The 25,595-nt window shown below is 41.9% G+C and carries 18 protein-coding genes and 1 pseudogene; 2 read left to right on the plus strand and 17 right to left on the minus strand.

Annotated features, from left to right (window positions below; genetic code table 11):
* Positions 1 to 34: 34 nt before the first annotated feature.
* The 3 genes from DESLBE_RS13410 to DESLBE_RS13420 form a co-directional block, all read right to left on the minus strand.
* Entirely contained in the window at positions 35 to 1,252 is a 1,218-nt protein-coding gene (locus tag DESLBE_RS13410) for a dicarboxylate/amino acid:cation symporter (protein WP_144677243.1), read from the minus strand.
* A gap of 50 nt (positions 1,253 to 1,302) precedes the next feature.
* A complete protein-coding gene (locus tag DESLBE_RS13415) occupies positions 1,303 to 2,013 on the minus strand; it encodes an amino acid racemase (RefSeq protein WP_018306588.1) in 711 nt (236 codons plus the stop codon).
* Positions 2,014 to 2,127: 114 nt separating this feature from the next.
* Complete coding sequence (locus DESLBE_RS13420) at positions 2,128 to 3,135, minus strand: D-cysteine desulfhydrase (protein ID WP_144677245.1); 1,008 nt, start codon at positions 3,133 to 3,135, stop codon at positions 2,128 to 2,130.
* Positions 3,136 to 3,664: 529 nt separating this feature from the next.
* Here DESLBE_RS13420 and DESLBE_RS13425 point away from each other — a divergent pair.
* Together DESLBE_RS13425 and DESLBE_RS27035 are read left to right on the plus strand one after the other, a co-directional pair.
* On the plus strand, positions 3,665 to 4,321 hold the full coding sequence (locus DESLBE_RS13425; protein ID WP_144677247.1) for a PAS domain-containing protein: 657 nt from the start codon (positions 3,665 to 3,667) through the stop codon (positions 4,319 to 4,321).
* A 151-nt stretch (positions 4,322 to 4,472) separates the two neighbouring features.
* Positions 4,473 to 4,592 (plus strand): annotated as a pseudogene (locus DESLBE_RS27035) (XRE family transcriptional regulator); the annotation flags it as partial.
* Between the two features lie 342 nt (positions 4,593 to 4,934).
* On the opposite strand, the gene DESLBE_RS26580 reads toward DESLBE_RS27035, so the two are convergent.
* The 14 genes from DESLBE_RS26580 to DESLBE_RS13500 all read right to left on the minus strand — a co-directional run bounded on the left by DESLBE_RS26580 (position 4,935) and on the right by DESLBE_RS13500 (position 25,339).
* Positions 4,935 to 5,102, minus strand: coding sequence for a hypothetical protein (locus DESLBE_RS26580; protein WP_015942922.1), 168 nt, complete (start codon positions 5,100 to 5,102; stop codon positions 4,935 to 4,937).
* Between the two features lie 662 nt (positions 5,103 to 5,764).
* On the minus strand, positions 5,765 to 7,438 hold the full coding sequence (locus tag DESLBE_RS13440; protein ID WP_144677249.1) for a hypothetical protein: 1,674 nt from the start codon (positions 7,436 to 7,438) through the stop codon (positions 5,765 to 5,767).
* A gap of 132 nt (positions 7,439 to 7,570) precedes the next feature.
* Positions 7,571 to 8,197, minus strand: a complete 627-nt coding sequence (locus DESLBE_RS13445; RefSeq protein WP_282433886.1) for a DUF5677 domain-containing protein — start codon at positions 8,195 to 8,197, stop codon at positions 7,571 to 7,573.
* Positions 8,198 to 8,393: 196 nt separating this feature from the next.
* Positions 8,394 to 9,380, minus strand: a complete 987-nt coding sequence (locus tag DESLBE_RS27450) for a very short patch repair endonuclease (RefSeq protein WP_348981639.1) — start codon at positions 9,378 to 9,380, stop codon at positions 8,394 to 8,396.
* The gene (locus DESLBE_RS13455; protein WP_172625431.1) at positions 9,343 to 11,025 is read right to left on the minus strand and encodes a DNA cytosine methyltransferase; all 1,683 of its coding nucleotides are present in this window, start codon (positions 11,023 to 11,025) and stop codon (positions 9,343 to 9,345) included. Before DESLBE_RS13455 ends, DESLBE_RS27450 begins: the two co-directional genes overlap by 38 nt.
* Complete coding sequence (locus DESLBE_RS13460; RefSeq protein WP_144677255.1) at positions 11,003 to 12,781, minus strand: AIPR family protein; 1,779 nt, start codon at positions 12,779 to 12,781, stop codon at positions 11,003 to 11,005. Before DESLBE_RS13460 ends, DESLBE_RS13455 begins: the two co-directional genes overlap by 23 nt.
* Positions 12,778 to 13,821, minus strand: a complete 1,044-nt coding sequence (locus tag DESLBE_RS13465; protein WP_144677257.1) for a PD-(D/E)XK motif protein — start codon at positions 13,819 to 13,821, stop codon at positions 12,778 to 12,780. Before DESLBE_RS13465 ends, DESLBE_RS13460 begins: the two co-directional genes overlap by 4 nt.
* The gene (locus DESLBE_RS13470; RefSeq protein WP_144677259.1) at positions 13,818 to 16,667 is read right to left on the minus strand and encodes a Z1 domain-containing protein; all 2,850 of its coding nucleotides are present in this window, start codon (positions 16,665 to 16,667) and stop codon (positions 13,818 to 13,820) included. The genes DESLBE_RS13465 and DESLBE_RS13470 overlap by 4 nt, the downstream gene beginning before the upstream one ends.
* 12 nt (positions 16,668 to 16,679) lie before the next feature.
* Entirely contained in the window at positions 16,680 to 18,173 is a 1,494-nt protein-coding gene (locus DESLBE_RS13475) for an ATP-binding protein (RefSeq protein WP_144677261.1), read from the minus strand.
* A gap of 134 nt (positions 18,174 to 18,307) precedes the next feature.
* A complete protein-coding gene (locus tag DESLBE_RS13480) occupies positions 18,308 to 19,285 on the minus strand; it encodes a hypothetical protein (RefSeq protein WP_144677263.1) in 978 nt (325 codons plus the stop codon).
* A gap of 23 nt (positions 19,286 to 19,308) precedes the next feature.
* The gene (locus DESLBE_RS13485) at positions 19,309 to 20,496 is read right to left on the minus strand and encodes a hypothetical protein (protein ID WP_144677265.1); all 1,188 of its coding nucleotides are present in this window, start codon (positions 20,494 to 20,496) and stop codon (positions 19,309 to 19,311) included.
* Positions 20,497 to 20,839: 343 nt separating this feature from the next.
* Positions 20,840 to 21,166, minus strand: coding sequence for a thioredoxin family protein (locus DESLBE_RS13490; protein ID WP_144677267.1), 327 nt, complete (start codon positions 21,164 to 21,166; stop codon positions 20,840 to 20,842).
* A gap of 120 nt (positions 21,167 to 21,286) precedes the next feature.
* The gene (locus DESLBE_RS13495; RefSeq protein WP_144677269.1) at positions 21,287 to 23,332 is read right to left on the minus strand and encodes an alkaline phosphatase family protein; all 2,046 of its coding nucleotides are present in this window, start codon (positions 23,330 to 23,332) and stop codon (positions 21,287 to 21,289) included.
* Positions 23,333 to 23,605: 273 nt separating this feature from the next.
* Positions 23,606 to 25,339: a methyl-accepting chemotaxis protein gene (locus DESLBE_RS13500; RefSeq protein WP_144677271.1), complete on the minus strand. Its 1,734-nt coding sequence runs from the start codon at positions 25,337 to 25,339 to the stop codon at positions 23,606 to 23,608.
* Positions 25,340 to 25,595: the final 256 nt, after the last annotated feature.

Raw genomic sequence — 25,595 nt, forward strand, 5'->3', positions numbered from 1 at the left:
TAAGTCTTCGCCCTAATTGGCTGTGTTAAAATACTCAGACTGAAAAATTAGCAGAAGGCACAGGGTCATTTTCAGAATTGCCAACAATCATGGCAGCGGAAGCATCGCCGGCAACATTTAAAGTGGTACGCGCCATATCTAAAATACGGTCAACACCTGCTACCAGAGCTATACCTTCTAAAGGTAGACCAACTGAGGAGAGAACCATTGTCAGCATGATTAAGGCTGCACCAGGAACGCCGGCAGCTCCAAGGGAGGCCAGTGTGCCTGTTAATACGATGGTGAATTGTTGGGCTATTGTCAAATCCAACCCATATACTTGTGCTACAAATAGGGCTGCCACACCTTGATAAATTGCTGCGCCATCGCTGTTAATGGTTGATCCTAGAGAAAGCACGAAACTGGATACATCTTTAGAAACACCCAGGCCGTCTTCCACAGATCTAAAAGTAGAAGGTAAAGCTGCTGCACTTGAGCAGGTAGAAAAGGCTACTAAAAGCGCTGGGAACATAGCTTTATAAAACTTGATAGGACTAGCTTTTCCTATAAATTTAATAGCTGCCGAATAAATAAATGCTGCGTGGATGAAGCAGGCCAAAAATACAACGAGGATGATCTTAGCCATGGGCGCTAAAACAGCAAGACCATGAACAGCAACAACTGGGACCATTAAACCAAAGACACCAATAGGAGCTAATGCCATGACAAAATTGGTAATTACAAACACTATTTCGGAGAATCCTTCAAAGAAATTGCGTACCGGTTCCGCCTTTTTGCCAACAAAGGTGATCGCGACACCTACAAAAAGAGCAAAGACAACGATCTGTAACATGTTTCCTTTTACTAAATCCTCTAAAGGATTAGCAGGAATAATTTGCAAAATCATAGCTATGATCCCTGGAGATTCAGTTGCTTGATAGTTTGTATCAACTGGTATTTGAATGCCAGCACCAGGCTGAATCATATTAGCTAGTGTCATACCGATAGCAATGGCGATAGCCGTCGTACTAATATAATAGGCTACAGTTTTTCCGCCCATTCGGCCAAGCTTTTTTACATCACCAACACTTGAAGCTCCTACAACAAGGGTAGAAAAGATCAAAGGAACAATAACCATTTTAATTAAGCGCATAAACAATTCACCAAGGGGCTGAATATAACTCTTCGCGAAGTCAGCAGGAACAACAAGACCGACGAGGACTCCTAGGATTAAACCGATGAAAATTTTTGTGGCCAAATTTATTCTTTTCATTAGTTTCCCTCCATCATCATTTTTAGTTGTCAATAAGAACAAGCGCAAAGCTAGTTTGAGGATTCGCGCACTTTTCCTCCGGCGTATCGAATCGCGGAGCAAGCGAGTACCCTTGTCGGATCGATATACTTTTCATTGATATTAAACTTCTCAAAGGCAATAGGTAATTCAGTGCAGCCCAAAACCAGAATTTCGGCATTTTTCTTTTTTAATTGAGCTATTACGCGATAGATACTTGTCAAGTCAAAGGTGTCTTGGCCTACTTTGATGGCTAGAATCAAATCCGCTATAGCTTGCCGTCCCTCTTCATCGGGTTTAATAACCTCCATATCATAGGAAGCAAATGTCTTATCATAGACTCCTGTATTATAAGTCCCTCTTGTAGCAAGCAGCCCTATTTTCTTACAGCGAGTGCTCTCTTTTTTAATCTCTTTCGCTGTTTCTTCAATCATATTAATAAAATCAATACGGAGATGCTTTTCTATAGCATCATAAAAGTAATGGGCAGTATTGCAGGGCATTATAATTGCATCAGCGCCCATGCTTTGAAGTTTAAGAGCTGATTCAACCATTGCTTTCTCCGGACTTTCCCCGTCACCTAAGAGGAAGTCAAGACGATTCGGAATTCCTGGATAATTATCAATAATAAGATGAATATGGTCTTGATCTCGAGTAGCCTCTGTTAACGTGACAATTTTATTAAACATGTCCACCGTAGCTAAAGGGCCCATTCCGCCTAAAATTCCAATAACCTTATTCATAAATTACACTCTTCACTCCTGTTAAGGAACTGTGCAAGATCCCCTAATTTGATTTGAGTGAGATGACCATACCCTGATGGTCATCTCAATTAGTTGCTTATTATTTTTCTTAAATTATTTATCCTTACCAAGAATTGTTGGCATATAAGCATACAATGCCGGAGATCCGCCGGTATGTACAAACACCACATTCTCACCTTTTTTCAATTGGCCTTGACGAATCAATCCGATAAGCCCTGCCATTGTCTTACCAGTATAAACTGGGTCAAGCAAGATTCCTTCAGTTCTTGCAAGTAGTTGTACTGCTTCTACCATCGTTTCGGTAGGAAGAGAATATCCCGGTCCGACATATTCATCAACAACTTTTACTGCTTCACGGGAAATTGCTATTTTAAGTCCTATTTTCTCTGCAGTTTTATTGGCAAGATCGAAAATTAGGTTTTCCTGAGCTTTAGTTGAACGGTTAACACTGATGCCTGTAACAGGAATATTCATGTTGTTGCCTTGGAATCCAACAAGTAATCCACTGTGTGTTCCGCCACTGCCGCTGGCACAGACAAGATGGTCAAAATTGATGCCTTTTTCAAACATTTGCTCAGAAATTTCTTGAGCACATGCGACATAGCCCAGGGTGCCAATAGGGTTGGAACCGCCGCCGGGAACTATATATCCTTTTCTGCCTTCAGCAGCAAGTTCATTAGCTACCTTTTGCATAGCTTCCAGCATATTGGAACCGCCTGCAACAACAGAAACCTTTTCTACACCCAGTACATGGAAGAGGAAGTTGTTACCGCTGGCCTCAGGGTTGTAGCTGTCTTTTACTCTTTCTTCAAGGACAAGTCTGCATTTTAACCCTTCTTTCACTGCAGCGGCTAACGTAAGACGGCAGTGGTTGGATTGGACTGCTCCACAAGTAATAATGGTATCGGCACCTTGATCCAGAGCATCCTGCATCAAAAATTCCAATTTTCTCGTTTTGTTGCCACCTGATGTAAGCCCCAAAAGATCATCTCTTTTAATGTAAATATTAGGGCCACCCAGTGCTTTGCTGAAGTTGGGCAGGAATTCCAAGGGAGTTTTACCTTCTGTGTAACGTCTGCGCTTAAATTGTGCTAGATTCATAATAATGTCCTCCATCTTGTTATAATTATTTTTTGCACAAGCTTGCTGGAAGCTTGTGCCTCTACGATGTTCCCATGGGTACGCAGGCATCTGTTTGAATAATCTCCTTTCAAAGTTATCACCTCCTTCATTTGATCATCTTATTTTTTTCACAAGATTAAGCAAAAAAATGATCCCTTCACTATTCTTTAAAGCATTCGCTTCCATAATTGCCCGATATTCAGGCAGGTAGTTGTATACCGTATATAAGATGACCTTTATGTTGTTTTCAAATTTATCTTACAATATTTTTTAGGACCTTACAACAATTTTTTTATATTTATTAAAAAATTTTAGTAAAATCGAAGAAGGATGACTCCTGTGTAGGTTGAATCTCAAAGCAAATTCCCCTTTCCTAAGTGAAGAGGTGGAATTGAGTTTGAAAATTAAGTGCATTGATCAAACTATAATTATGGATCCAGATAGCGCTTGTTAAAATCATCAACTTATCTTAAACTATTTGAAGAACTAATTTTATTGAGGTGATCCAATGAGTCAAGCTCTTAACTCCATCCATCCCAAACTTGCACAATATGTTCCTTTTGCTGATGCTTTGGCGGAAACACTTGGTGCCAGTTGCGAAATAGCTATCCATGAATTCTCTCACCCTGAAAGTTCGGTCGTATATTTGGCGGGCAATGTGGTTGGCCGTCAGATTGGCTCTTCCATTACTGAACCATTGCAATTGCAACTTCAGTTATATGGTGATAATGTTCCCAATATATGCAACTTTACGCGCAGGTTAAAAGATGGCCGAAATACGAAATGTTCCAACATATTTATTCGGGATGAACAAGGTAAAGTAATTGGCTGCTTTTGCATCAATTATGATCTATCATTAATAGAGGCAATGAAAAAGTTTACGGAGGAGTGGCTACCTCACGAGGATAAAACCGAAAATGTATCCGAAGAAAAGTATGGTGGCATTTCCCATATCCTGGAGCAAATCATCAGCGATACATTATCCAGGTATTCCAAACCTGTTTCACTAATGCAAAAGGAGGATAAACTGAAAATCGTTGAGGCTTTAGATGAAAAGGGTGTTTTCTTAATTAAAGGAGCTGTCGATGATGTGGCCAATGCGATTGGGGTGTCCCGTTATTCTGTCTATAACTATTTGGATGAAATTCGCGCCGCCAAAAAGTAGATTTTCGAAAGACCAAACCGCTTCCAAGTCTTATTTGAAAACGGTTTGGTCTTTCTTTGTTTATTACTTTTAGTTCACGGCATTCTTAATGGCTGCGCAAGTGACGGCTGGACCTACCGACGCGCGGCGTTGCGGCCTGCCAGCCAGTCAAAGGTATGAAAGCGGGGCACTCGATATTCCCAGCACTTCGCTGATAAAGCTTGCGCGGTTTTATAAAACCAGTGTTGATTATTTGCTGGGGTTGACGAATGATAGGAAGCCCTCCCGTTGAATTGGATCTTGCTTCGTTTCATAATAATGTTCATTACAGATGGCGGCAGACTTAAACGATAAGCCTCAATACTATAAATAATACATTAGGGGCCAAAGGCACGGTTTAATAGGGAAACTTATTGAACTATACCCCAAACTGGTACGGAAAGGCAAGAGATAGGCGTTGTCCCAAAAGGGATGACGCCTATCTCTTTTATGTTGATGACCGCTCGAGCAATGCTGCATAGGTATTCCGGTGCAATAGACAGTTCAAACATGACATGTCCCCAAACACGACAACGTTGTCGCGTTTGGGGACAAACCCGATTTCCGCGGTTTTCTAATTAAGTCCATAACTTTCTTAGTCATAATCACAGCCTTCATCTTGAATGACTACGGCTTTGCTCTCCGGAAACGGCTCTCCATCCATGAATTCGGTTTCGCCCTCCTGCTGTGCCTTTAAAAGGAGATCCATGGCATCAGCAACTTTAGCCGCCAGTTGAAAATACATTTTTTTGTAATCCGTCATTCCAGTCTCTACCCCCTATTTCAAGCAGCGGCAAGGCTCCGGGCCTTGACCCGGTCCTGCCGTCTGCTTTGATAGGGGAAATTAAAAAGCACATGCGAGGTTTTTTTCACCCTACACATGTGCCATGCTTCGTTATCTGCTGAATCCTAACACCCAACCCCACTCAACCGGAAATAAACCGGCTGTGAACAGAAAAGCGGTCCGCATAACCGGTATGCGAACAATTCCTTTCCGCTGCCTGGGTCAGGAATAGGCTGAATCTCCTGCTGCGTGAAGCCGCACAGTCTGCTCTGTTCCTTGCCGACACCTTACCTTATTACAGTCGCTTCACCCGGAGCACAGGCGCTTTGCTTGTGCGGAAAGGGGCGGCATTGTATAATAAGGATGTCGTCGTGGACAGCTGGACTGTTACGTGTAGGTGCGGATACCACCTGCTCGTGCCTGAGGGTGCTGCAACACTCTTAGGTCACGGCGACTTTTTAATTTCCACCTAATGTTAATTATAGCTTTTTTGGGGGGAAATGCAAGGTGCGGAGAGCGGGGAATTTGGGGTGGGAGAGTAGAAATCTATAGCAAACATTTTTTAAGCGTATCTAATTCAAATTGCTTAAGTTGTGATTTAATATGGTAAAAGTCCTAAGTCTGATACAATAAGTTTTAAATTACCCAAATTTCAGAGTACGGTCCCCAATCCTATAAATAACAGGTTGCGTTACTATAGGTATGTTGTATGGATTACTTTTTTTCAAATACTCATATAAAGTTGTTATATTGCGATCCTTATTTCTCAATTGCCCCATAAAAAGCAAAACCTGATACCACTGCCCCCAGACTACATTATTATCTGGGATATCGTTACCTGAAAAATTTCCATTGAAACGCCCTATTACAAATAATTTGATTTTACTCTTATCAATCATCTTAGCACTTACTCCCAAATAATCTGCAATTCTCTTTTCAGAGGCATAATTCAGCCAATCTTTTATCGCGAGTATCCATTCCTTTGTCTTCTTTTCATAGTTGCGTTTTTTACTCAATAAGATTTTATTATTGTTATATACAAGGTCTTGCCACTTAAGCTGTATAAATGCAATTTCTCCTGTAATTTTATCAATAATGCACGCATCAATATCCGTGATCATTTTACCATTTTCACTTATTACAATCTCCCGGTCAATTTTTATACTTGTTCCATCCTCGAAAAGACTGTAGAGATCTTTTCGAAATTCCTCTTCGCGTAATTTGGTATTGGAGTCCCATTCCTTTGGGTATTTATGCCTTAATGTATCCAACATAAATTCAAAAGGTCTGTCTAAACAACCGCAAATTGATCGGATAAACTGGTGCTTTGACAACTGAATAAGCGGAGGCGGTGCAGACCTTAGATATATGTGTTGATAAAGATTATTATTATCAAGAATAATTGTATCAAATATTTTTTTTGCATCCTCCAATGTTACATTATTTAAACCTTTAATCAGACTTATGGTTTCTGATTGTACATTAATTGTACATAATAAGTTATGAATTTTTAGATGAGGATATTTTTGCAATAGGATATGACAATATTGCATATGTTTAAGCGCAAATGACATAAAATATACAACAGTATCTACATAAGCTCTATAGGGAACACCACCAAATGTACAGCGTTCGGGGAAAACATCCCATTCTGTGGCTTCTACAGCATCAAAAGATGCATTGTAATGATAAAAATTATCAATTTCAGGAGTCGTTTTATATCCAATAAAATTGCTCTTCCATAAATAAACTAATGAAGCCATTTTATTTATAACTTTTTCATGATTTTTTACTAATATCTCGTATTTTTCCATCTGTGATTTCTGTATCAAGCTTGAATATTTTAGGACGTTTTCTTTTTCTATAAATTCAATCCAAGGATATTTTTCTATGAAGCTTAAATGAATACGTCTAGAAGTATTTTCTTTAATCTCCAGAACATTTAACCCGACTAATTCTCTGAAATTGGATATCCTTCCCAATAATTCACAGGCATAGACAGCTCTGTTTGATAGAACAATACTTTCTTTTGTAGAAACATGCAGAGGGATATTTTTCATAGAAGTAAAATCGTTGTAAGTTTGACTAAGAAAAGATGGATATCCGTATAATAAGGCATCAGTTAATTTCTGCCGATACTCTTGATTTATGTCATCACGGACACTTTCAGAAAATAAGAAGTCCAATGTTCTGATTCCCTGAATTAAAATCATTTGCTTTTCCTGCAAATCCGATGCCTGAAGATATTCTTCCAGGTATTCCTTGCAATCAGCCTCGATAGCGTCCAAGACATGATATTGGGGATAGTTGCTCATAAAACTCTCTCCATTATTTTGATCTCTGACTACTTCTTTGTTATCTCATCATTTAATTCCATTTGAGTCCATTCTTTTAAAGCAATCTCATGCAACCTTTTTATCACATTATGATACTCAGTGAATTCCTGGTCAAAATTGTTCGGGGTCCATCCCTTGCAAATGTAAAAACCTCAATGTACACTCCAAAACTATTGTGAGAGAATTCGCCAAGGTGCTCGCTCCCAATGAAATCGGCTTTGTATAGATGCCCTTATATATATCATTTATGAACTCTTGCTTTTGCTCCAATATATTAGCATCAATATGAGCTATTTGGCTGCTCAATTTATAGTCGTATTCAAGGCTGATATATAGGTTCGGATCAAGATCATCCTTAAGTAATTTTAGGAGTTCATTATTTTTCCATTTTCCAGGAATCTTTTTGAGTTTCTTTTCTGAATGTGTATCGTAAAATCTCTTTATTACTTCTTCATCCAACAAAGCATCCACTAATGCCTCATATTTGAATTGGTCAACTTCGACTTTGCTCAGGAATTCTTTGGCCAAATTATGAATCTTAATTCTGTTCATTGATGGGATTATAATTAGATATTCATCTAGTTTTGCCAATACTTCTCTATTTTCACCACTGAAAGCATAAAAGAATTTTAAATAGCCTTCTGCAATTATTCTGCCAAGCAGCTTTGCGTCCCAGATACGTCCAAATGAAATTAATATTATTAGGCTTTCCAAAGACTCAACTAAACTTGAATACAATTGAACAAGAGTATATTGTATTTGATCAGGAAGTGGAGAAGCATCTCTGTATAAAGGAGCAATAGCGTATAATAGTCTTTTAAGTTTTTCGCCAGAATCTATTGCGACTTTATTTAATACAGCTTCATATGTAATCGATTTTTCCAGGAAAACACCCCCTTTCAGAAACTAATGTGAGTAAATACAAATGTGGAGCTTATTTATTTAATACTCTTGAAAAAATGCATCGTCCATTATAATAATACTCAACTCTTGCACTAAATTTCTTCGGATTAATTTCAATATATACTCCAAGTGTATATCCACATACATGTTCTGGAAGCGTATGTCCGTCAAAACTCCAGACATTATCATATGATTGTTTTGTGAGTGCCTCTAACCGAATTCTGTCATCCTCTTTTTCTTTCTTTGGTTGATTTGATTTTTTCATCTCAACAGCAACTAAATTATCTTTAATTACTACTTCTCCCCTGCTGTGGACAATTACATCACAGGTAATCGGGATGACTTTCATATATTCATCCATTAACGTCTTGAGCTTTCCATTGTTACGATTATATTCGACATCAACATAGTAATCCGCAAATCTTGATTGGCGGATTGCGTCGCGTAATTCAAAGGCAAGATTTCCACAGAGATTACGTTCTGAAATATCACTTCTGATGAGATCTTCACTGTTTGTCCAAAACTTGATGAAAGCCTGGTTAAAAATCAAAAAAAGCTCATTAAATAATGATTTGTTCTTGATGCTTTCGACGAGATTAACCAGAGTTTCTTCTCGCTTGTCCTTCTTGAGCTCACATTCCCAGATCACAATGACATTCCAGCCCATAGAGCAAAGCTCTTGAACCGCACGCCTATCTCTTTCTACATTTCGCTGGATTTTAGGAATCCAATATTCAGAATTGGTTTTCGGATCGCGATAATATTTGCACCCTTGATGAGCATGCCAAAAGCATCCATGAACAAAAATCACGCATTTGTATTTGGGAAGCACAATATCCGGCTTGCCAGGAAGGTTCGAAACATGCAGGCGGAATCTAAAACCCAGCCGGTGCAAATATTTGCGCACAATTATTTCCCCTTTGGTATTTTTAGACCGAATATGCGACATGATTTCGCTCCGCTTCACGGGATCAAACATATCAGGCAATTTCATCGCCTCTATTTTGTTTTTCTCCATTTTCCACCCCAAGATCGCAAGCCAAAGAACTCTCAGACTGAACCCCCATCTGTTCAAGCAGGCACTCTGCAATAGCTTGCCCCAATAAGGGCGGCACTGCATTGCCTACTTGCTGGTATTGAGAATCTTTTGTTCCGTGAAAAACGAAACTGTTTGGAAAGGACTGAAGCCTCGCCGCTTCCCTAATGCTTAATGCTCTATTAAGGGTTGGATGTATCCACATGGATTTGCGAACATTTATTACAGTTCCAGACGGCTCATCATATTGCAACCGCAAGTAGATTGTATTCTGTGTACGCTCCGGCAAAGAGTATGTTTTTTTCAACAACGCATCAAGATTATGGAAATTTTCTCCTTGCCCAAGGGCCATAAACCTCGCCTTGGCAACAGTTCCTGTATCGGTAATCACATGATTGCTTACCGAATCTCTGTCACAAAGCAGAGCTGCAAGCTTTGACCTGCCTTTAAAGACAGAATGCGTCTCTGGAGCATCTATTTGAGTTGATGCTTCCAAGTTCTCCAAATCCTCAATCGCGTCTCTTACAGTATTATAGTCTTCCTCATGAAGAATACGAGAAGGCATCCTAACTTCTTTCTCGCCAATGATATCCTTTTTTATGCCTATCCTAATAAAGCGCTCTCGAGTTTGAGGCACGCCAAAATCAGCCGCATTCAAAACCGCTTTGTTTGTGGCATATCCCAGTGCTCTGAATTTATGTTCCAAGTAGTCCTTAACACTAAAAACATCTGCAGTTGCTGTTATGCGATAATCTAATTTCTGGATGTCAAAATCAATGTGGTTTTCCTCCAGTTCATTCAACCGCTCTATTGCCTGCTCTATCTCCACCAGAGTTTTAAGCCTCTCGTGGTACTCAGCATAACCATGCTTTTCATATATAAATCTCTTTAAAATTTCTTTGCTGCTTAGAAAAAACTTCTCCCAGTTTTCATCCCAAAAACTCCCATGCAAATGATCCCAATCCGCAAACAGCTTCTTTATTTCTTTCGCCCTCTTCTCGATATAATCTTCTGCACGTTCACTTGTTCGCGAGAATTTAAAAAGCTTGCAAAGCAGACTGATTCCTTCTTTTTTGATCCTGTACAAGCTGAAGCCGCCTTTATGCTTGAGCACATCACCTGTCAGAGCAACAGATTCTTTCCCAGCAACAAGAACTATCTTTTCCTTTCTTGTTGGGATGCTCAATTCCCGAACTTCTTCCAGATTATCACTGGCAACAAAGAAAAAGTGCTTGCTGGATTCTAATGTCTTTACATTTTCTAGAACAAATGCCTTTGGGTTCAATTCCTCAATAGCACGAACATAATGCTGCACCAACTGATTATTTCCACTGATCAAGCTGTTTTTTTGCCTATTTGCATTTGAAAACCCTTGGCATGGAGGACCTCCTATGACAACATCCACCTTGCCGTATTTGTCTTCTATCTTTTCTTTAAACGATATTTTGGATGCATCTTCCTGGAGTACATATACCCCTTTGTGATTTTCAGCATAGGTCTTAGCAGCATTTTTATCAAATTCAACTGCAGCCGCAACATTAAAACGACCAGTTCTTAAGAAACCAAGACTAAGCCCTCCAGCACCTGCGAATAAATCGATCGTATTAAGCTTCTTCATCTTCTTCATCTTCTTCATCCTCCATTTCAGCCGAAGCAGTTTCAATCCCTTGACGCCTGAGCAGGAGATTCCAGCACTCTTCACGCTTGCACCATTGGGTTATATTGGTTCCTTCAATTGATGGGTGAGTTATATGATCCCAAACCTTTTGAGCCAGCTTTTTTAGAAACGACTCAAGTTGTTCATCAATTCCCTGTTTTTTCCATATTTTATCAAGTTCAATCTTATCTTTAAAGAGGCGATAAGCCAAAGCGATGGAATACGCAACAACATTTGCCTTATAGTCTCCCAACTGCAGTTTCTTGACAATCCGATCGCATTCATCAAAAAGGATGACATTTGCAATCATATGTTTATAATATCTCTCGTCTGGAAATGGCACCTTGCCAGCTTCAATCAGCTCCATGAATTTAACAAAATTGGTTTCAGATCCTTTGCTGACGATATGCGGCTTCTGCATAGCGCACATCATGCACTTGGCTGCAAGAGTTTTAGCAACAACTCTGCTCTTGGGATTCTCTTCTCTGAAATTCTTTTTGCGAGCTGGAGTGCTTTGCCTGTTGAGCTCAACAAGATATTGGCCGCGGGCACGCTCATAGAACCAGCGCATGCGTTGCCGGGATGGGACCCATATCCTGCGCGAAAGCTTTTCCATTTCAACATGCCAAGGCGCATTAGCGCTGAAGTCAGACATTGTAATCTTGTTTTGGCTATTCGCATATTTGGATATATATGCAATAATCCGGTCTTTGTCTTTTCCTGACTTGAGAATTGTCAGCTTAATAGGAACAAACACCTGGCTTAAGTCCATTTTCGATTTATACGCATTGGCAAGAGATGCCGTAGTTTGGCCTCCATTGACAATTTGCCAGCCATGAAGCTTATGGACTGAAACAATGCCGTTGCCCAAATCATCCGATTCTATCCACGCCGCTACTGTTGAAATACCATTGTTGTACGCCATGAACATCTCCGGCTCATCGCGCACTGTATCTCGAATTCCCTTATTTACAGCATTCTTGGCCTGCAAAAAGGAACGCACGTTTCGCTCAATGAGCTGCTGTCCATGCTCATCGTATATCCTTGCCAATACAGCCCCTGGCAGCATGCCTACATAGCAGTCATATTTCTGATGATCAGCCTGCATTTTCATCATATTGATGCTGCAATCATATTGATCTCTCAAATCAATAGTATTTTCTTCTGCACTATCAGCTTGTCCGACAAGCCTAAAAATCCGATCAATATCCCATACATCATATGAGAAGACGATATCCTCTTCCACCGTGTCTGCTGGCGGATCTATATCGACAACAGCGTTTGAGACTAAAACAATGCGTGCAAAGGAGATGAAGGACTGCCTTTCATATATCATTTGCGCCAGCGTGTAGGCCGTATCTGTTTCCTCCATTTCCTTGCACATGCCTGCTTTAGCATTTCTATAAAACCTGCGCACCATTTTGAACATGCGGTTCGCATCATTCCTGCTCATCTTTGCAAGCTTGCTGCTCCGCTCCCATTTTACCACAATCAAGCTGAGAGTTGCACTTTTCTCATCAAATGCATGCGCGCTTACCATCATGGCCTGTCTGCTGGAGCTGGTTTTTTGATAGGGGCTAAGCTGAATATCGCTTATTACCTGCTCCTCTTCCAGATAGCCGCACAGAATTCCCTCCATAGCCTCCTCTGTTGTACGGTAGCGGCCAGCCTCATGCTCTGCCCTGGCATCCTCGCAAATCATTGCATGGAAGTCATCCAAAATCATGCAGTTGCCTCCTTTGAGTGCAGCTTCACAGTCTGCCAGAATTCCTGCTCGCTTATTCCATAGCTGGCGCAAGCGCTTATTTCTAGGGAATAGGATATATCCCCCAGTCCATTAGGCAAATTTCCACTTAGAATACGAGGGAATCCTTCTGCGATGTTGAAAAAAGCATGTTCCTTGACAATATATCTTGCAGTATAGTTGCCTATATATGGGCTTCCCAATCCGCACCCAAATATTTTATCCTTAAATAAGCTGCATGCAGCCTCTTCTCCTTGAATATAGTCCTCAATGCCTTTCACGATGTCCTCCAAGGTTTCCCCAGAAAAGTCGTTAGGCTGCAATGCAATAAAGCACAATGCCAGTTTGCCTCCTGCAAGCCGGTCATCAAGCTGCATTTCATTGCTGATATATACTTTGTAGGGCATTTTGGAAGCAGTTGTTTTTACTTCAATGCTCATATTGCTTAGGGAGTAATCAAATACCTCATGGTATGGCCCTTTCCAGCAGGCAATTGCCTGCTGGCCCAAACCGTTCAAAAGCATGCTGCGCAGCAGCCATAGCTCGCCAAACAAACCCAGCTGTTCTTCTCTTGTCAGCTTGATGCTGTCCCGAAGAGAGAAGAAGCGTCTCCAGCGCTCCAGCGCTGAGGAAAGCTTTTTGCGCAGGTTTTCCCTATCGGTTCCTTTCAGGCAAACGCACAAATCATCGCAAACCGCCAAATATACTTCATCAGCGCTTCCCTCACACTGTTCGATGCGGACAAAGCATCCATCCATTCCTGAATTGCCAAAGCCGGAAAATTCAATGGAAATTCCTTTCCAAGCCGGGTATTTATGGCCTTTGGCTGCATCTTCAGGATTGCATTGCAAATACAAAACATGTCTTCCATCTATTTTTCTTACAGCAAAAACAGCCAAAATCTCCTGGCTCAACTTCATTTGGCGTGATAAAAGAGGATCGTGCCCGCTCCAATTTTTCAAATGATATTCCTGATCAAGTGCAGTAAAAATTTCACGGGCCCACATCACATTTTCAGTCATTCTAGTGCGTCCTCCTCTTCCATAGTGCGGAAGACATTATTGGCCATATATGAAACTGGAGTCGATTCATGGCTTGGCGGGAAAACCAGGCCTATGCCGATAGGCACAATATCTTCCGCAAGATTGGAAAAAACACTGCCTTCCTTTTCAATGGGATATATGAGAATAAGCCCATGGTTTGGCTGGCTGCCTCTTAGTTCGCGCCGAATATATGCAGCGGCTTCCCAATCAGTCCCCACACTGTCCTTTATTATACTGGAACGCTTCTGTTTAGATGCCTTGGCTCTAAGCTCATCAACCCTATCCATCTGACTGTCATCAAAATCAAGATATTCATGGTCCTGCGTAAGCATTCGGCCAAATGCCTTGGCACCTCTGTTCTTTCCTTTGGCTCTTTTAACTCCCCGTTCAATTGGGAGGCCTCCCAATTCGAACGTCTTTCTTTCCTGCTCGTTGTCTTCAGCATTAATCAAGCACACGGTCCACTCAGTCAACCCGCCTTTTTCCATCTGCCTGCTGATATATTCCTTTAAGCGGGAGCTGTTTGCCCGCGGAGCATTGCGGGCAGTTTTATATTCGGATAAAAAGCTGCAAATGCTGAAGCCGTCAACATTCTCCCAAAAATAGTGCTTCGGCATGCTTGATGCTTGAGCATATTTGCGCGGACGTTTTTTGAGAAGATAATTTCTATCAGGCGCGCCAAGCTGTCTGATGAAATGATCCGTTGCGCTCTGATTGCTGCGGAAAAAATCCTCGTCATCAAGGTTGAATTTAGTCGTTTCACTCACAATATTGCTGTAATCGTCCTGCATTTCATAGGATGCCTGCATTTTGTTTTTCGCAGCTATATACAGTTCAGAGTGAGTTCGAACTTTCAGTCCATACTCTTTGGGCGATGCTTTCCGCTGATCCATATCAAAAAGCTCACTGCGCAATTCTTCTGTTGCCACGGCAATATGACCGAACCATTCAGCCAAAGTCTTTGTTGTGTACAGCCTGCAAACATCAAGATATCTTGGCCTATATCCAAACCATCTTCCCATTTGCATCAAGGTGTCGTAATAAGTAGAAGCCCGAAGGAAATAACTTGTGGACAGTCCCTCCAGCGTCAATCCCCGGGAGAGTTTGTCTCCCCCAACAACGATTACGATTCTTCCTTCAGGAAAATCTTTATATTTCAGTTCATCGTCGCTGACACCATTAACTGCAAGCACTTCAAGCTTCTGCAAGACGTGCTCTACTCCTTCAAGCACGGTTGGCCATTCAGGCATTTCGCATTCGCCAGCCAAATCAAGAAAGTTTTGACGCATATGCAATGAAGTTCCAAAAAAATCTTCCACCCACAGCAATTTAAGCCTGGCTGCAAAAGAAGAAGGTTCATTGGGATTCTCATACCTCAAACGATTTTTTATATCATTTATTTTTGCGGCCACCAGGTCCTTAATTTCAAAATGAATATCTGTATAGCGCGCGGCGTGGATCAGCATGGACATGTGGCTATTCTTCTGATTGCGAAAAAAGCGCACTGATGATGAGATAAGAAAAGCTCCAATCGCTTCTATAAGTGTATCCGGCAATTTTACTGGCACATGGTCCTTTTTTGCATTGGCAGGCACAAACAAAGGATCATACTGAACCTCTCTAATCAGCTGCATGTTCTCTCCGTCGTTGCGGTTGAGCCCAAAAAACTCTGCCGGGCCAATATAATTGGACGGCTTGGGAAGACAAACAATGAAGTCTTTTGGGAACAGCTCTTTGCCATATTCCTCAGTTCCCGCCTCATCATGAATAAAGATATTTGCATATGGGGTAGCTGTATATCCCACATAGGCCTTATTGGAAAACAAATTATAAATCCTTCTGATTTCTGCATTTACACGCGAAGGCTTGTACTCGGGCAGGATGCTGCCATTTTCATCGCTTATTGCTCTTGTATTGACCGAGGCTTGATCAGCCTCATCATCAATCATCAGCATCGAAATATTTGCGATTATTGCCTTCCCTTGCTTTAGCAAATGAGCTTTGGTCAGATTTCCATTTCTAAAGAACTTATATAGATTTTCTAAAATTGTTGCATTCTTTTTCACAACAAAGACTGAAGGGCGTCCACCTAGCAGTTGGATTTTATTGGCCTGGCTTCTTTTAAAATCGCCTTTTTTATCCCTGCCGGTGTACATATTCACCATAAGCTGTTCAGACAACATAAGTTTTCCAACTCCAGTAGGCTCCATAAACATGCCGTTCTTTATAGCTAGCTCAAAGCTGGAATCACATCCAAAAACTTCTTCATCCAGGCGTGTTTGCGTCTGCATTCTTAGGCTGTCATGCATTCCGGCCAATACAATAATCAGCTGAAACCCAGCATCCAGAGCCTTGTTGATCAGTCCAGCATAATTGGCCGTTTTGCCTGACTGGACATATCCTAGAACAAGTCCTCTTCGATCACCTAATATAGATGTTTCTTTTGGATCATCTATCGCATCCAATATTCGGTCAGTAATCTCATCAATGCTGTCTATAACTCCTGGACTCCAATTTTTTTCTACAGTTAAATACCTTCTCCAGCGATTCCAGTGCATTAGAGAGTTTCTGTTTTTTTGTTCTGACCACCATTTGTCCTTTATCCTTTGATCTTCTCCCTGAAGCATTAAATAATCTGATACTTCTTGTGTGATAGATAATCTTAGATGTTCTTTAAGCCATTCAATATCAACTTCTGCTCCACCCGGCAGATTGCCTTTTACAAATTCAACTGTTTTGGCAACAGCTTCTTCAAAAGAGTTCTCTTTTTCCTTCATAGACCAGCAATATTCAACTGCTATCCTGGCAATTGCCTCTCTCTCCATAAGCTTCTCCTTTCAAAGTTGCAGCTTGTTTTTTATGGCCTCAGCCAATCCTTCATAGATGCTGATTTGAAGCACCTTTCTCAAGGCCTCAGATGAACTGTAGCCTGCATCAACTAAGTCAAGGCAGAAGCGCGCCGCACTTTCTATCAACTCATTTTCTTGACCCGTCCCCCCTGAAACAGGTCCGGCCAGAGATGCGTTCATAGGCGCATACCCCTCAATCAGACTTAGGAACGTATTGAGTTTTTTTTCTGCATCAGCGCTCAATTGAGCTTTCGCATCCTTGAGCAAAGCATGGCCGCGATTTATTCTAAAAAATGTTCTTCCACGAACTGAAGCCTGCTCCCATATTGCATCATTGTCTTCCGCCTTCACTCGCTGGTTGATAACAGCCCCTCTATAGTAATAAACTTTGCGCGAAGCCTCCTGGGCTGTTTTTGCAATCCTTCGTATTCCTTCGCGCAGGATGGAAGGGGGAGCTGCAGAGGATTTTTTTACATCTATTTTCCATTCAAAATCCATATCGCCAGTCAAATCCAGCTGAATTCTGGCAAGCTGTCCCGGCTCATTTTTTCGCAGCATTTTAAACCATGTGCCCGGCACAATCAAGCGTTTGTTCCTATATACATAAAAGCCCTGCTGCTCCATCCACCCATTTACTCCGCCAGCTTCATCATATTCTTCAACTGACATTTTCGAATGGTGCGGCAAAATAAATGCATGAACGCGAACGCTTTCGCCATTGCATTCCAGAAATTCTTCTCTAAATTCCTGCGTTGCAAACGACTTCCTCATGAATGGATCCCATGGTTCAATTTTTTTCCCATTAATAAGAATAGCAATTGCTTGAGGCCCAGACAAAAATCTGTGAAAAACCATCGACAAATGCTTCTCCATATCTGCAATCCGTTGCCAAAAACGCCCTATCGCCTGATCGCTCAGATTTTCTGTTATGAGCCTGTCCAATTTTTCCAGTACGACAATAGTTCCCTGCTCGCAGTTGCCAAACCAGCTTAAGGCGTCCTTCCAATTGCGTGTCGAGCTTTCATCAAATAATTCCCAAATGTTTGATTGAGCAATATAGTCTATATCCCATACTCTCATACTCATTTCATTAGCATCTATAAGCTTGCTGCCAACAGTAAGGCGTTTGCATAATGAAAAAGCTGCCGTTTTTAATCCCATGCCAAAACGGCCTAGATCATTATTGCCTCTTGGATCAATAGGATTCTTCGAGCCGATTTTCATTGCTTGGTGCAGATCAGTTTCATTCATTCCATACCCATTATCGCGCACACTTATATAATTCAATGCTTCGTTCCATTTAATATCAATGTTTATTTCTGTTGCTTTGGCAGTGATGCTGTTATCAATAATATCAGCTAGGGCCGTTTCTAAAGTATAGCCAACTGACCGCAGTGAAAGCACGAGTGGTGCAGCATCCGGTATAGCAAGTCTTGGGTTGATCATCTCTTGCGAGTCTAACCTTGTCGTTGTGTTCTCCATGGCCCTCCCCTTGTAAACAAATATCACTCAAGAAATTCAGTAAAGGTTTTATTCATACCAATCAATACCAGGTGGCTCTGATATTGATTTTGCTCTTATGAACTTCAAAAATTAAGTTCTTATCAATTGATACTCTACTCCTCTGGTCTAATCCAGTACTCCATAGTTCCACTAGTTATATCCAAGAGTTGCTGTTGAGCGTCTCTTGGGACTTGGGAGTAATCCTTTTTTTCTTTTAAATTAACAGTATAAGATACAATTTGGTCACTTTCCTCTCTCTCTTTTAATGTTGTGAATTCTTCCCATTCATCAGATTCACCATATCGAATAAAAAATGCAAATGTATAATTATTAATATTTTCATAAAGCATCTTATTAATTTTTAAATCATCCAAAACAATCTTTTCTCTGATCATTTCTAGCGAGCTTTTTTTCTTTGATTTATAAACTATGTGAAGATAAGGCTTAAAATCTTTTGTCGCATATAGAATTATTGAATAGTTATTCATACTGATAGGAAGAGAATATGTTATTTCAACCGTTGAATCGAGCCTTGAAACATTAAATGCAAATGCAGGCTTCAAAATCTTTTGAAATATTGATGTTCCGTAAGCATATATAACATTTAACTGGCCTGCATCGAGTAATGTATTAATGTCTTGCGGTTTTTTTACACGTCCGCGAAATAAAAAATATATTCTCCAAAGTATAAATACAAATAATACATATGAACCAGCTATAATAAAACGGCTAAAACTTAATGGTTCCAATATAAAATAGACTAGCGCTCCTCCAAACCATAACACAGTTAAACACCATGACATATATTTATAGATTGAAACTGCTTTATTATAGAGATCTAAACCTTCCCAACGAAATTCATATTCATGCAAATAACTTATTAATCCTTTTAAATCCATTTCTTCATAATTTAATTTCCAGATTAACTCTTTGGACTTAAGAATATAGTCCTGGTAATGCACACTGATAAAAACAGTGAGAAGCCCTATTAATGTTATAATGCCTGCCGAAATCCAACTTAAAAATTCTACATAATTTAGAGATGATACTAAATAAGGCTTAAAATCTAATGTAAAAATTAATATCACCACCTTTCTGCAGCATCCACTTTAAGCTATACCTTTTCAACAATCTCATTAATCAAATCTCCGTGGCTATTTAATGTCGGATGTCTAAGCAAGGCTGCCAAAATTTCATTTTTTGTAATTTGTATCATGAGGCGTAGTCTGGAAACAACACATGGAAAATAATGAGCTATAATACTTTGCCCCGAAGGAACGGTGATTCCTATACTTAACAAACCGCTAACTTTTTCCCAAACATAGAGAATAAAATCTTCAGCGTAATTTTTATTGTCAATTTCTTTAATATTGATTTTGACTGCAGCTCCCGCATATATAGCTACACTTGCGTTCATTGGAACAGGGTGACCAGCGATTTCTAGGCCAAACTCTACAGATTTCAGCTTAAACCCATTTTCCACCTGATCTGCCACCGATTCAGATTCGATTAAATCCTGCCCCCCTAATTTAACGGTCTTAACCTGTTTGCTTTTTAAATTTTCAAAACCGAATTGCTTGTGATTTGTAATTCTATGGTCAGTATCTTCAAGAGTATTTGTAACTAATTCCAGCAGAAAAACAGTAACGGGGTCAAAATCTATTGGTCCATCGTACTTAAACAGATTTCTCTTGATCTTAAAAAAGCTTAATCCTACTTCATAAGATTTATAAAAATTTTTTTCAATATATACTTTAATCCATCTGGCTAGGACATAATGCCCAACATTAATCATAATTATTTGCTTCTCTTTCAGGAAGTTAATATCAACATAACCGTAACTTATTGGATTTTCTTCATTAACTCTCTTAACTCCTTCTCTTGTTCTTACTAAAGCAAACTCATTGTAATAAATTCTTAATCGTCCTTCTTGAGGAGTAGGATTTCCAACTAATTCTGCAGCGGTGAACTTATATTCGTCAGAGACATCTGCTCCTTTTTCTAATGATTTTATAATTTCGGCAACTAAGGCATCTACTCCCTCATCTGGCTTCATATGAAAATTCACAATAAAGTATGGTTCACCTAATGAATAACTCTGGTTAATGATCTTAAAGAAAATTTCTATATCTTCCTCATTAAAATCTAGATCTTTATAATTATATAAGTCGCTAGGCGTCGAAATTCTACATTTAGACTCTGGAAATCTCTCTAATATATATTCTTGGATATCTCTTATTCTTTTATCTCTGTTTACCTTTCTTAGTTCACTAATAATTTGGTCTAAAATTTCTTCGTTCAAAGTCTCCTCCCCTTTCTTTCAATATATATAAACATTTGACATATAAACCTAATTTTCCTCTTTTTATTTTCAAACTAATAAAAATCATCAAACAAATAATATGATGAAAGTTAAACATTTTGAGGGAGGGACGCAAAAGATATACGTTTGAATATGCCTTGGACATTACTCCCATGCAACGGGGATTAAGCTGAGCTAAGGCAACGAAGCCAATCCAATATCATGTGCCAGTGATATCAGATTGGCTTCGTTGTTTCAGATCCAACTTTTTTGACTATTTGACTACTTCTTAATTAATCTCCACAAAGCGGGGACAAGATAATCCAGCATGAGTGCCCCCTTCTTACCCCTCATCAACCTCCATAATCTTATCGCTCACCTTCTCATCATCCACAGCGCCCACCAGTTTTCCCTGAAACTCCCCATCTTTAAAGAAAAGAATCTGGGGAACCCCTTTGAGGGAAAATCTTTGGTATAAAGCCTGTTCATCCTCCACATCGACATAATAAAACCCGAATTTGCCCTCGTAGTCAGGCTGCATTTCTTCCAGAATCGGCACTACCCCTTTGCAGACATGGCAGGTTTTTCTTGAAAAGATCACCAGGCAGGGGCTCCCTTGATCATAAATAATCTCTTCAAAGCTCTTGGCATTTAATCGTTGTAAGGACATATCTTTCCAACCTCCTCTTGGTCTTTATGGCGGTTTGCATCGCCATTGAACTAGGATACCAAAAATTGCTGCCGGATTCACCTCCCGCTTGTCGAAGCGGGAAGTGAATCCGGCAATGTGTTAAATTTCTTCCGTAAGAATTTGATGAACAGGTGAGCCCTCGGACTGAGCCGGTAAGCGAACGCCGCTCAGGAAAGCCATGGTCGGCGCGATATCTACCTGGCGGATGACCCGTTCCGTTTTAAAGCCTTCTTTGATTCCCGGTCCGGCTGCCACAAAAATCGGGGAAAGGGAGGTGTCGGCATAGCCGTTTTGGGTGGATAAGGAGTCAGCGTGGATCACATTGAAGGTCTCTTCTTTGAAGTAGACGATATCCCCGCACTCCGGTCCGCTCAGACCGAGAATCACGGCATCCTTATTGCGCATAGCCAGGGCCACCACCCGTTTGCCGGTTTTGTGATCCCGGTATTGGTACAAATCGGAGATGATCTGGGTTTCCAAATCGTATTGGTCTTTAGGGTCAACGATTCCGTGCTCATCCCGGCCGATCAAGTTAATATAAATATGATTGCCGCGGCTGGCCACTGCTTTGGTATGGGCCCAATCAAATTCGTGAGTCCGGTTGCCGTTTTCATCCAGAAGCATTTTACTATAACCCAGTTCTTCCATGACCGGTGTGGTGATGCCGCCGGCTTCACCCAATTCCACGCCGTGATTTTCCTGGCAGCTTAGGCCGTGATCCGCGGTGACGATGATGGTCCAGCCTTCATCCAGATAAGGCAGGAATCTTCCTATATAATTATCGGTCTGAATATACATTCTCTCGATAAATACCTTGTAAGCTTCTTCGTTGTTTTTCCACATCTCCTGATGCTTGGCAAAATGCCAGAACAGATGACCGCCATTATCCACATTATGCAGATGGGAAAAGATGATATCATACTTATTGTTTTTCATAAAATAGGTCAGGCAATCGGCCTGCCACTGGGAATAGTGGTCCCAGGTGGGAATAAATACTTTGTCGACCAGGATTTCGTTAGCGCCGTTCACTACCGGTCTGTTAGGAACATAGCCGATATTCTCGATCACTTCCTTGTACAAACTCTTGGGGTGGAATAAATCATCCCGGCTTACATCCATGGCCATACCGATCAGCATGGTGACCTGAGACCCGTCGGGGCTGATGGTTAAGGCGTGGTAATTTCTGTTGCCTAAAACAGGTTCTCCGTCGTCATTGGTGATGGTATCCACCACATCATAAGCTGATTGTTCGGCTTTAAGGGTGACAAGAGGCTGGGCATCCTTCTTGGATTTATAAACCTGAATTGTATCGTAAATGCCTTGTTCGTTTTGTAAAAGCAGGACCGGACGGCGTTCCAGGCCTTTGCCCAGGATAATGGTAAACTCCTTGGCGCCGGCAGGGGCCTTAGCCCAGCCTGCAGCTTCTTTGATCGGTGACTTGACTGAATCGGCAATCATTTTGGCCAGGACATTGACCTCGTTTTCCTCTTCACAAGTAATGATATTTTTAATAACTTTGGCGCCGCTTGAGATGGCTGCTCTTAAATAACTGACTTCCCCGTCATCTTCCATTAGCTCTTCCACATTCTCAATGATGCAGCCGGCGCCGGGGGTAATCGTGGACGTATTGGGCAGGAATTGTACCTCTGTAAATTTCTCTGAAGCAACGACTATCTTCGAAATATCTATACCGGCAATGCCTGTATTGATGGTCTGGGGCTGAGTACCGTCAACAACATGAAGATTGGGGCTGTCCGAAGTGGCAGGCCATGAGCTGCCCGGCCAATGCCAGACCAAGGTTTTCTTGTTGGCCTCTTCAGCATAAATATTCCACAGGGGTTCCGCTTTACAGCGTCTGGAGTCCAGATTATAGACCAGACTATCCAACTGACCATGATTGTGCCCAAAGAAGCAGGTAATGCCGTGGGTTCCCGGATAGGCGCCGGTAGACAAGGTTGTCCAGAGAGTCGGTGTAACGGTGGGCACGGCCCCCAATAGGACCAGATCCTCCCGGCAGGAGCCTCTGTCGATGAACTTTTGCAAATTGGGCATTTTGCCTTGGTCCAGGAACTTTTTGGCGAGCCTTGGCTCAAAACCGTCCACTCCGATCACGGCGATTTTTTCTGTTAGAGCTTTCCTCTTCATTTTTCATAACATCCTTTCGTCATCTATACTATGCAAATTTTCAGCTTATCCTGAGTTCATTGGCCAATGCCCCCGGAAATCATCTCTAAAAAAATTATACTATAGTTAATCTGGGGTGATAATTAACGATTAAGGAGGATTGATAAGCTATGGCTATCAATCAAAGGAGGGGCTTTTATTGGGTTATAATAGGCATAATGGGCATAACAGACCAATGCACATCAATGAATATGACGGGCATTGGTGGATAGGATGACATTATGGATATGGTTATCAGATTTTGAACTTCTCCACCATAGCATTCAAGTCCATGGCATGTTCAGCCTGGCTCTGAGCGGCCCTGGCCACCTGCTCCATCACCCCGGCCATCCGGCTCATATTCTGGGCGATTTCCTGGGAACTGCCGGTGCTTTCCTGAACGGAAGCGGAAACGGTTTGGATGGCGTTGCTCATTTGCTCGATGGCGGCCAGCATTTGCTCTGATGTGGCGGCGAAGTCTTCCACCAGGGTTCCTACCCGGTGGGCATCCTGGGCATATTGTCCTTCTGCCTCTACGAGCAGCTCGTAATCGGGAATGACTTTTTCCTCCATGAAGGTTAACACATCGGAGGAATTGCGGGAGAGCTGGCCAAAGGCTTCGGTGACTTTGCTAATCACGTCATGTATTCCCGCTACGGTCTGGGCCGATTGTTCGGCCAGCTTCCGCACTTCTTCGGCGACTACAGCAAAGCCCCTTCCCTGCTCTCCGGCCCGGGCTGCTTCGATGGCGGCGTTCAAGGCCAGGAGATTGGTCTGCCCGGCGATGCCGTCGATGGTTTCGGCCATGATCCTGATTTCCTGAACCACTTCACCGTTTTTGATGGCGGCGAGGATCTCTCCTTGTTTGTGCTGATACATGCTCAGGGTCGCTCCCCGTGACGCTTCAGCATTGGCACGCATCAGCTGGGCTTTCTTCTCGATTTCCTGGACGATTCTGCTGCCCTCAGCGGCTTTCCCGGCCAGCCTGCCGGCCCCGTTGCTGATCTCCGTTCCGGAAGCCAGCATTTCTTCCGCCGAGGCTGCCGTCTCCTCCATGCCTGCCGCAATCTGTTCCGCTCCGGCATTGATGTTTTGTCCCTGAGTGTTCAGCTCTTCAGCCGACACCGATAATTCCGCTCCCACTGTCTTGAGATCTTCGGCAGCCGCCATCACTTGTTCCAGAAGGCGGCTCATATTGCCGTCGATCTCATCATAGGCCTGGGCTAATTGGCCGATTTCGTCCTTCCTGCCGATAAAGCTTTTTTGCTGATCCGTGGAAAAATCCCCTTGGGCAAATAATTCAGCCTGCTCAACGGCAGCCAGAATCGGGCGGCTGATCATTCTCCCCAGGAGCAGGCTGAATAACAAAGCCAAGACAAAACCGCAGGCGGTCAGGATCATAATGACCATGCCGGCTTTGGCAAAGTCCTGTTCCGAAGCGCGCTGAAGCTCCTCATTATGGGCCAGGGAACACTCAATCATCTGATCGATGATTCCTTCCACCTTAGCCTGCTGCAGACCGGCTTGCTGGTTAAAGTCACCGGCTAAGGCATAGCTTTTTAATTCAACGGCTGTCATGGCCTTTTCCCGCAAGTCGCGGTAAACGGCCTCCTCACGTTTGAATTCCCCTAACAGTTCTTTTTCTTCGTCGGTCAAGTTGAGCATTTGATACTGCTGGAGCAGCAGGTCGCCGTCTTCGATAGCCTGGGCAATCACCCGGCGGGAATCGCTGATCAGTGCAGAGTCTTCTGCAACCTGGCTTTTCCAGACCACACCGGCCAACTCCGCGGCTCCTTTGGCAAAGCTCTTATTCAAGTCTTCCAAAATGAGGATGGGCTGGATGCCGTCCCGGGTGATTTTTGTGAGGTTAGCGTTGACTTTGCCCAGGTTAAACAGCCCGGTGATGCCAACAGTCAGGATTAATAGGGCCATTAGTAAAAAGCAGATCAAGAGTTTTCTACTTGTTTTTAAATTAATAAACCATCCCATCTCTACTAATCCCACTTTCTTTTCCAAATTACAGTCGTATCAAGCCATTTTTATAGTTTGATTCCAAATAATGAAGTTTTGCAAAGCAGCCTGCCCTGTCGCAGACAATACCAGCAGAGGATGAAAAAGCTGCCCGACTCAGAGAAGCCCACCCCTCAGACCCGATAAGCTGCCCAAGGATTTTACTTTAAGGCAGAGAACGAATTTAAGCGAGCGGATAAGCAATCTTCGCGAAAGACTGCAATCGGGTAGGAGG

The sequence above is a fragment of the Desulfitobacterium sp. LBE genome, assembly GCF_007830365.1.
Taxonomy (GTDB): Bacteria; Bacillota; Desulfitobacteriia; order Desulfitobacteriales; family Desulfitobacteriaceae; genus Desulfitobacterium; species Desulfitobacterium hafniense.

Excerpts from the sequence above, each read along its gene's own strand:
- DESLBE_RS13410 (WP_144677243.1), bottom strand. The coding sequence starts at position 1,252 with ATGAAAAGAATAAATTTGGCCACAAAAATTTTCATCGGTTTAATCCTA.
- DESLBE_RS13415 (WP_018306588.1), bottom strand. The coding sequence starts at position 2,013 with ATGAATAAGGTTATTGGAATTTTAGGCGGAATGGGCCCTTTAGCTACG.
- DESLBE_RS13420 (WP_144677245.1), bottom strand. The coding sequence starts at position 3,135 with ATGAATCTAGCACAATTTAAGCGCAGACGTTACACAGAAGGTAAAACT.
- DESLBE_RS13425 (WP_144677247.1), top strand. The coding sequence starts at position 3,665 with ATGAGTCAAGCTCTTAACTCCATCCATCCCAAACTTGCACAATATGTT.
- DESLBE_RS26580 (WP_015942922.1), bottom strand. The coding sequence starts at position 5,102 with ATGACGGATTACAAAAAAATGTATTTTCAACTGGCGGCTAAAGTTGCT.
- DESLBE_RS13440 (WP_144677249.1), bottom strand. The coding sequence starts at position 7,438 with ATGAGCAACTATCCCCAATATCATGTCTTGGACGCTATCGAGGCTGAT.
- DESLBE_RS27450 (WP_348981639.1), bottom strand. The coding sequence starts at position 9,380 with ATGGAGAAAAACAAAATAGAGGCGATGAAATTGCCTGATATGTTTGAT.
- DESLBE_RS13455 (WP_172625431.1), bottom strand. The coding sequence starts at position 11,025 with ATGAAGAAGATGAAGAAGCTTAATACGATCGATTTATTCGCAGGTGCT.
- DESLBE_RS13460 (WP_144677255.1), bottom strand. The coding sequence starts at position 12,781 with ATGATTTTGGATGACTTCCATGCAATGATTTGCGAGGATGCCAGGGCA.
- DESLBE_RS13465 (WP_144677257.1), bottom strand. The coding sequence starts at position 13,821 with ATGACTGAAAATGTGATGTGGGCCCGTGAAATTTTTACTGCACTTGAT.
- DESLBE_RS13470 (WP_144677259.1), bottom strand. The coding sequence starts at position 16,667 with ATGGAGAGAGAGGCAATTGCCAGGATAGCAGTTGAATATTGCTGGTCT.
- DESLBE_RS13475 (WP_144677261.1), bottom strand. The coding sequence starts at position 18,173 with ATGGAGAACACAACGACAAGGTTAGACTCGCAAGAGATGATCAACCCA.
- DESLBE_RS13490 (WP_144677267.1), bottom strand. The coding sequence starts at position 21,166 with ATGTCCTTACAACGATTAAATGCCAAGAGCTTTGAAGAGATTATTTAT.
- DESLBE_RS13495 (WP_144677269.1), bottom strand. The coding sequence starts at position 23,332 with ATGAAGAGGAAAGCTCTAACAGAAAAAATCGCCGTGATCGGAGTGGAC.
- DESLBE_RS13500 (WP_144677271.1), bottom strand. The coding sequence starts at position 25,339 with ATGGGATGGTTTATTAATTTAAAAACAAGTAGAAAACTCTTGATCTGC.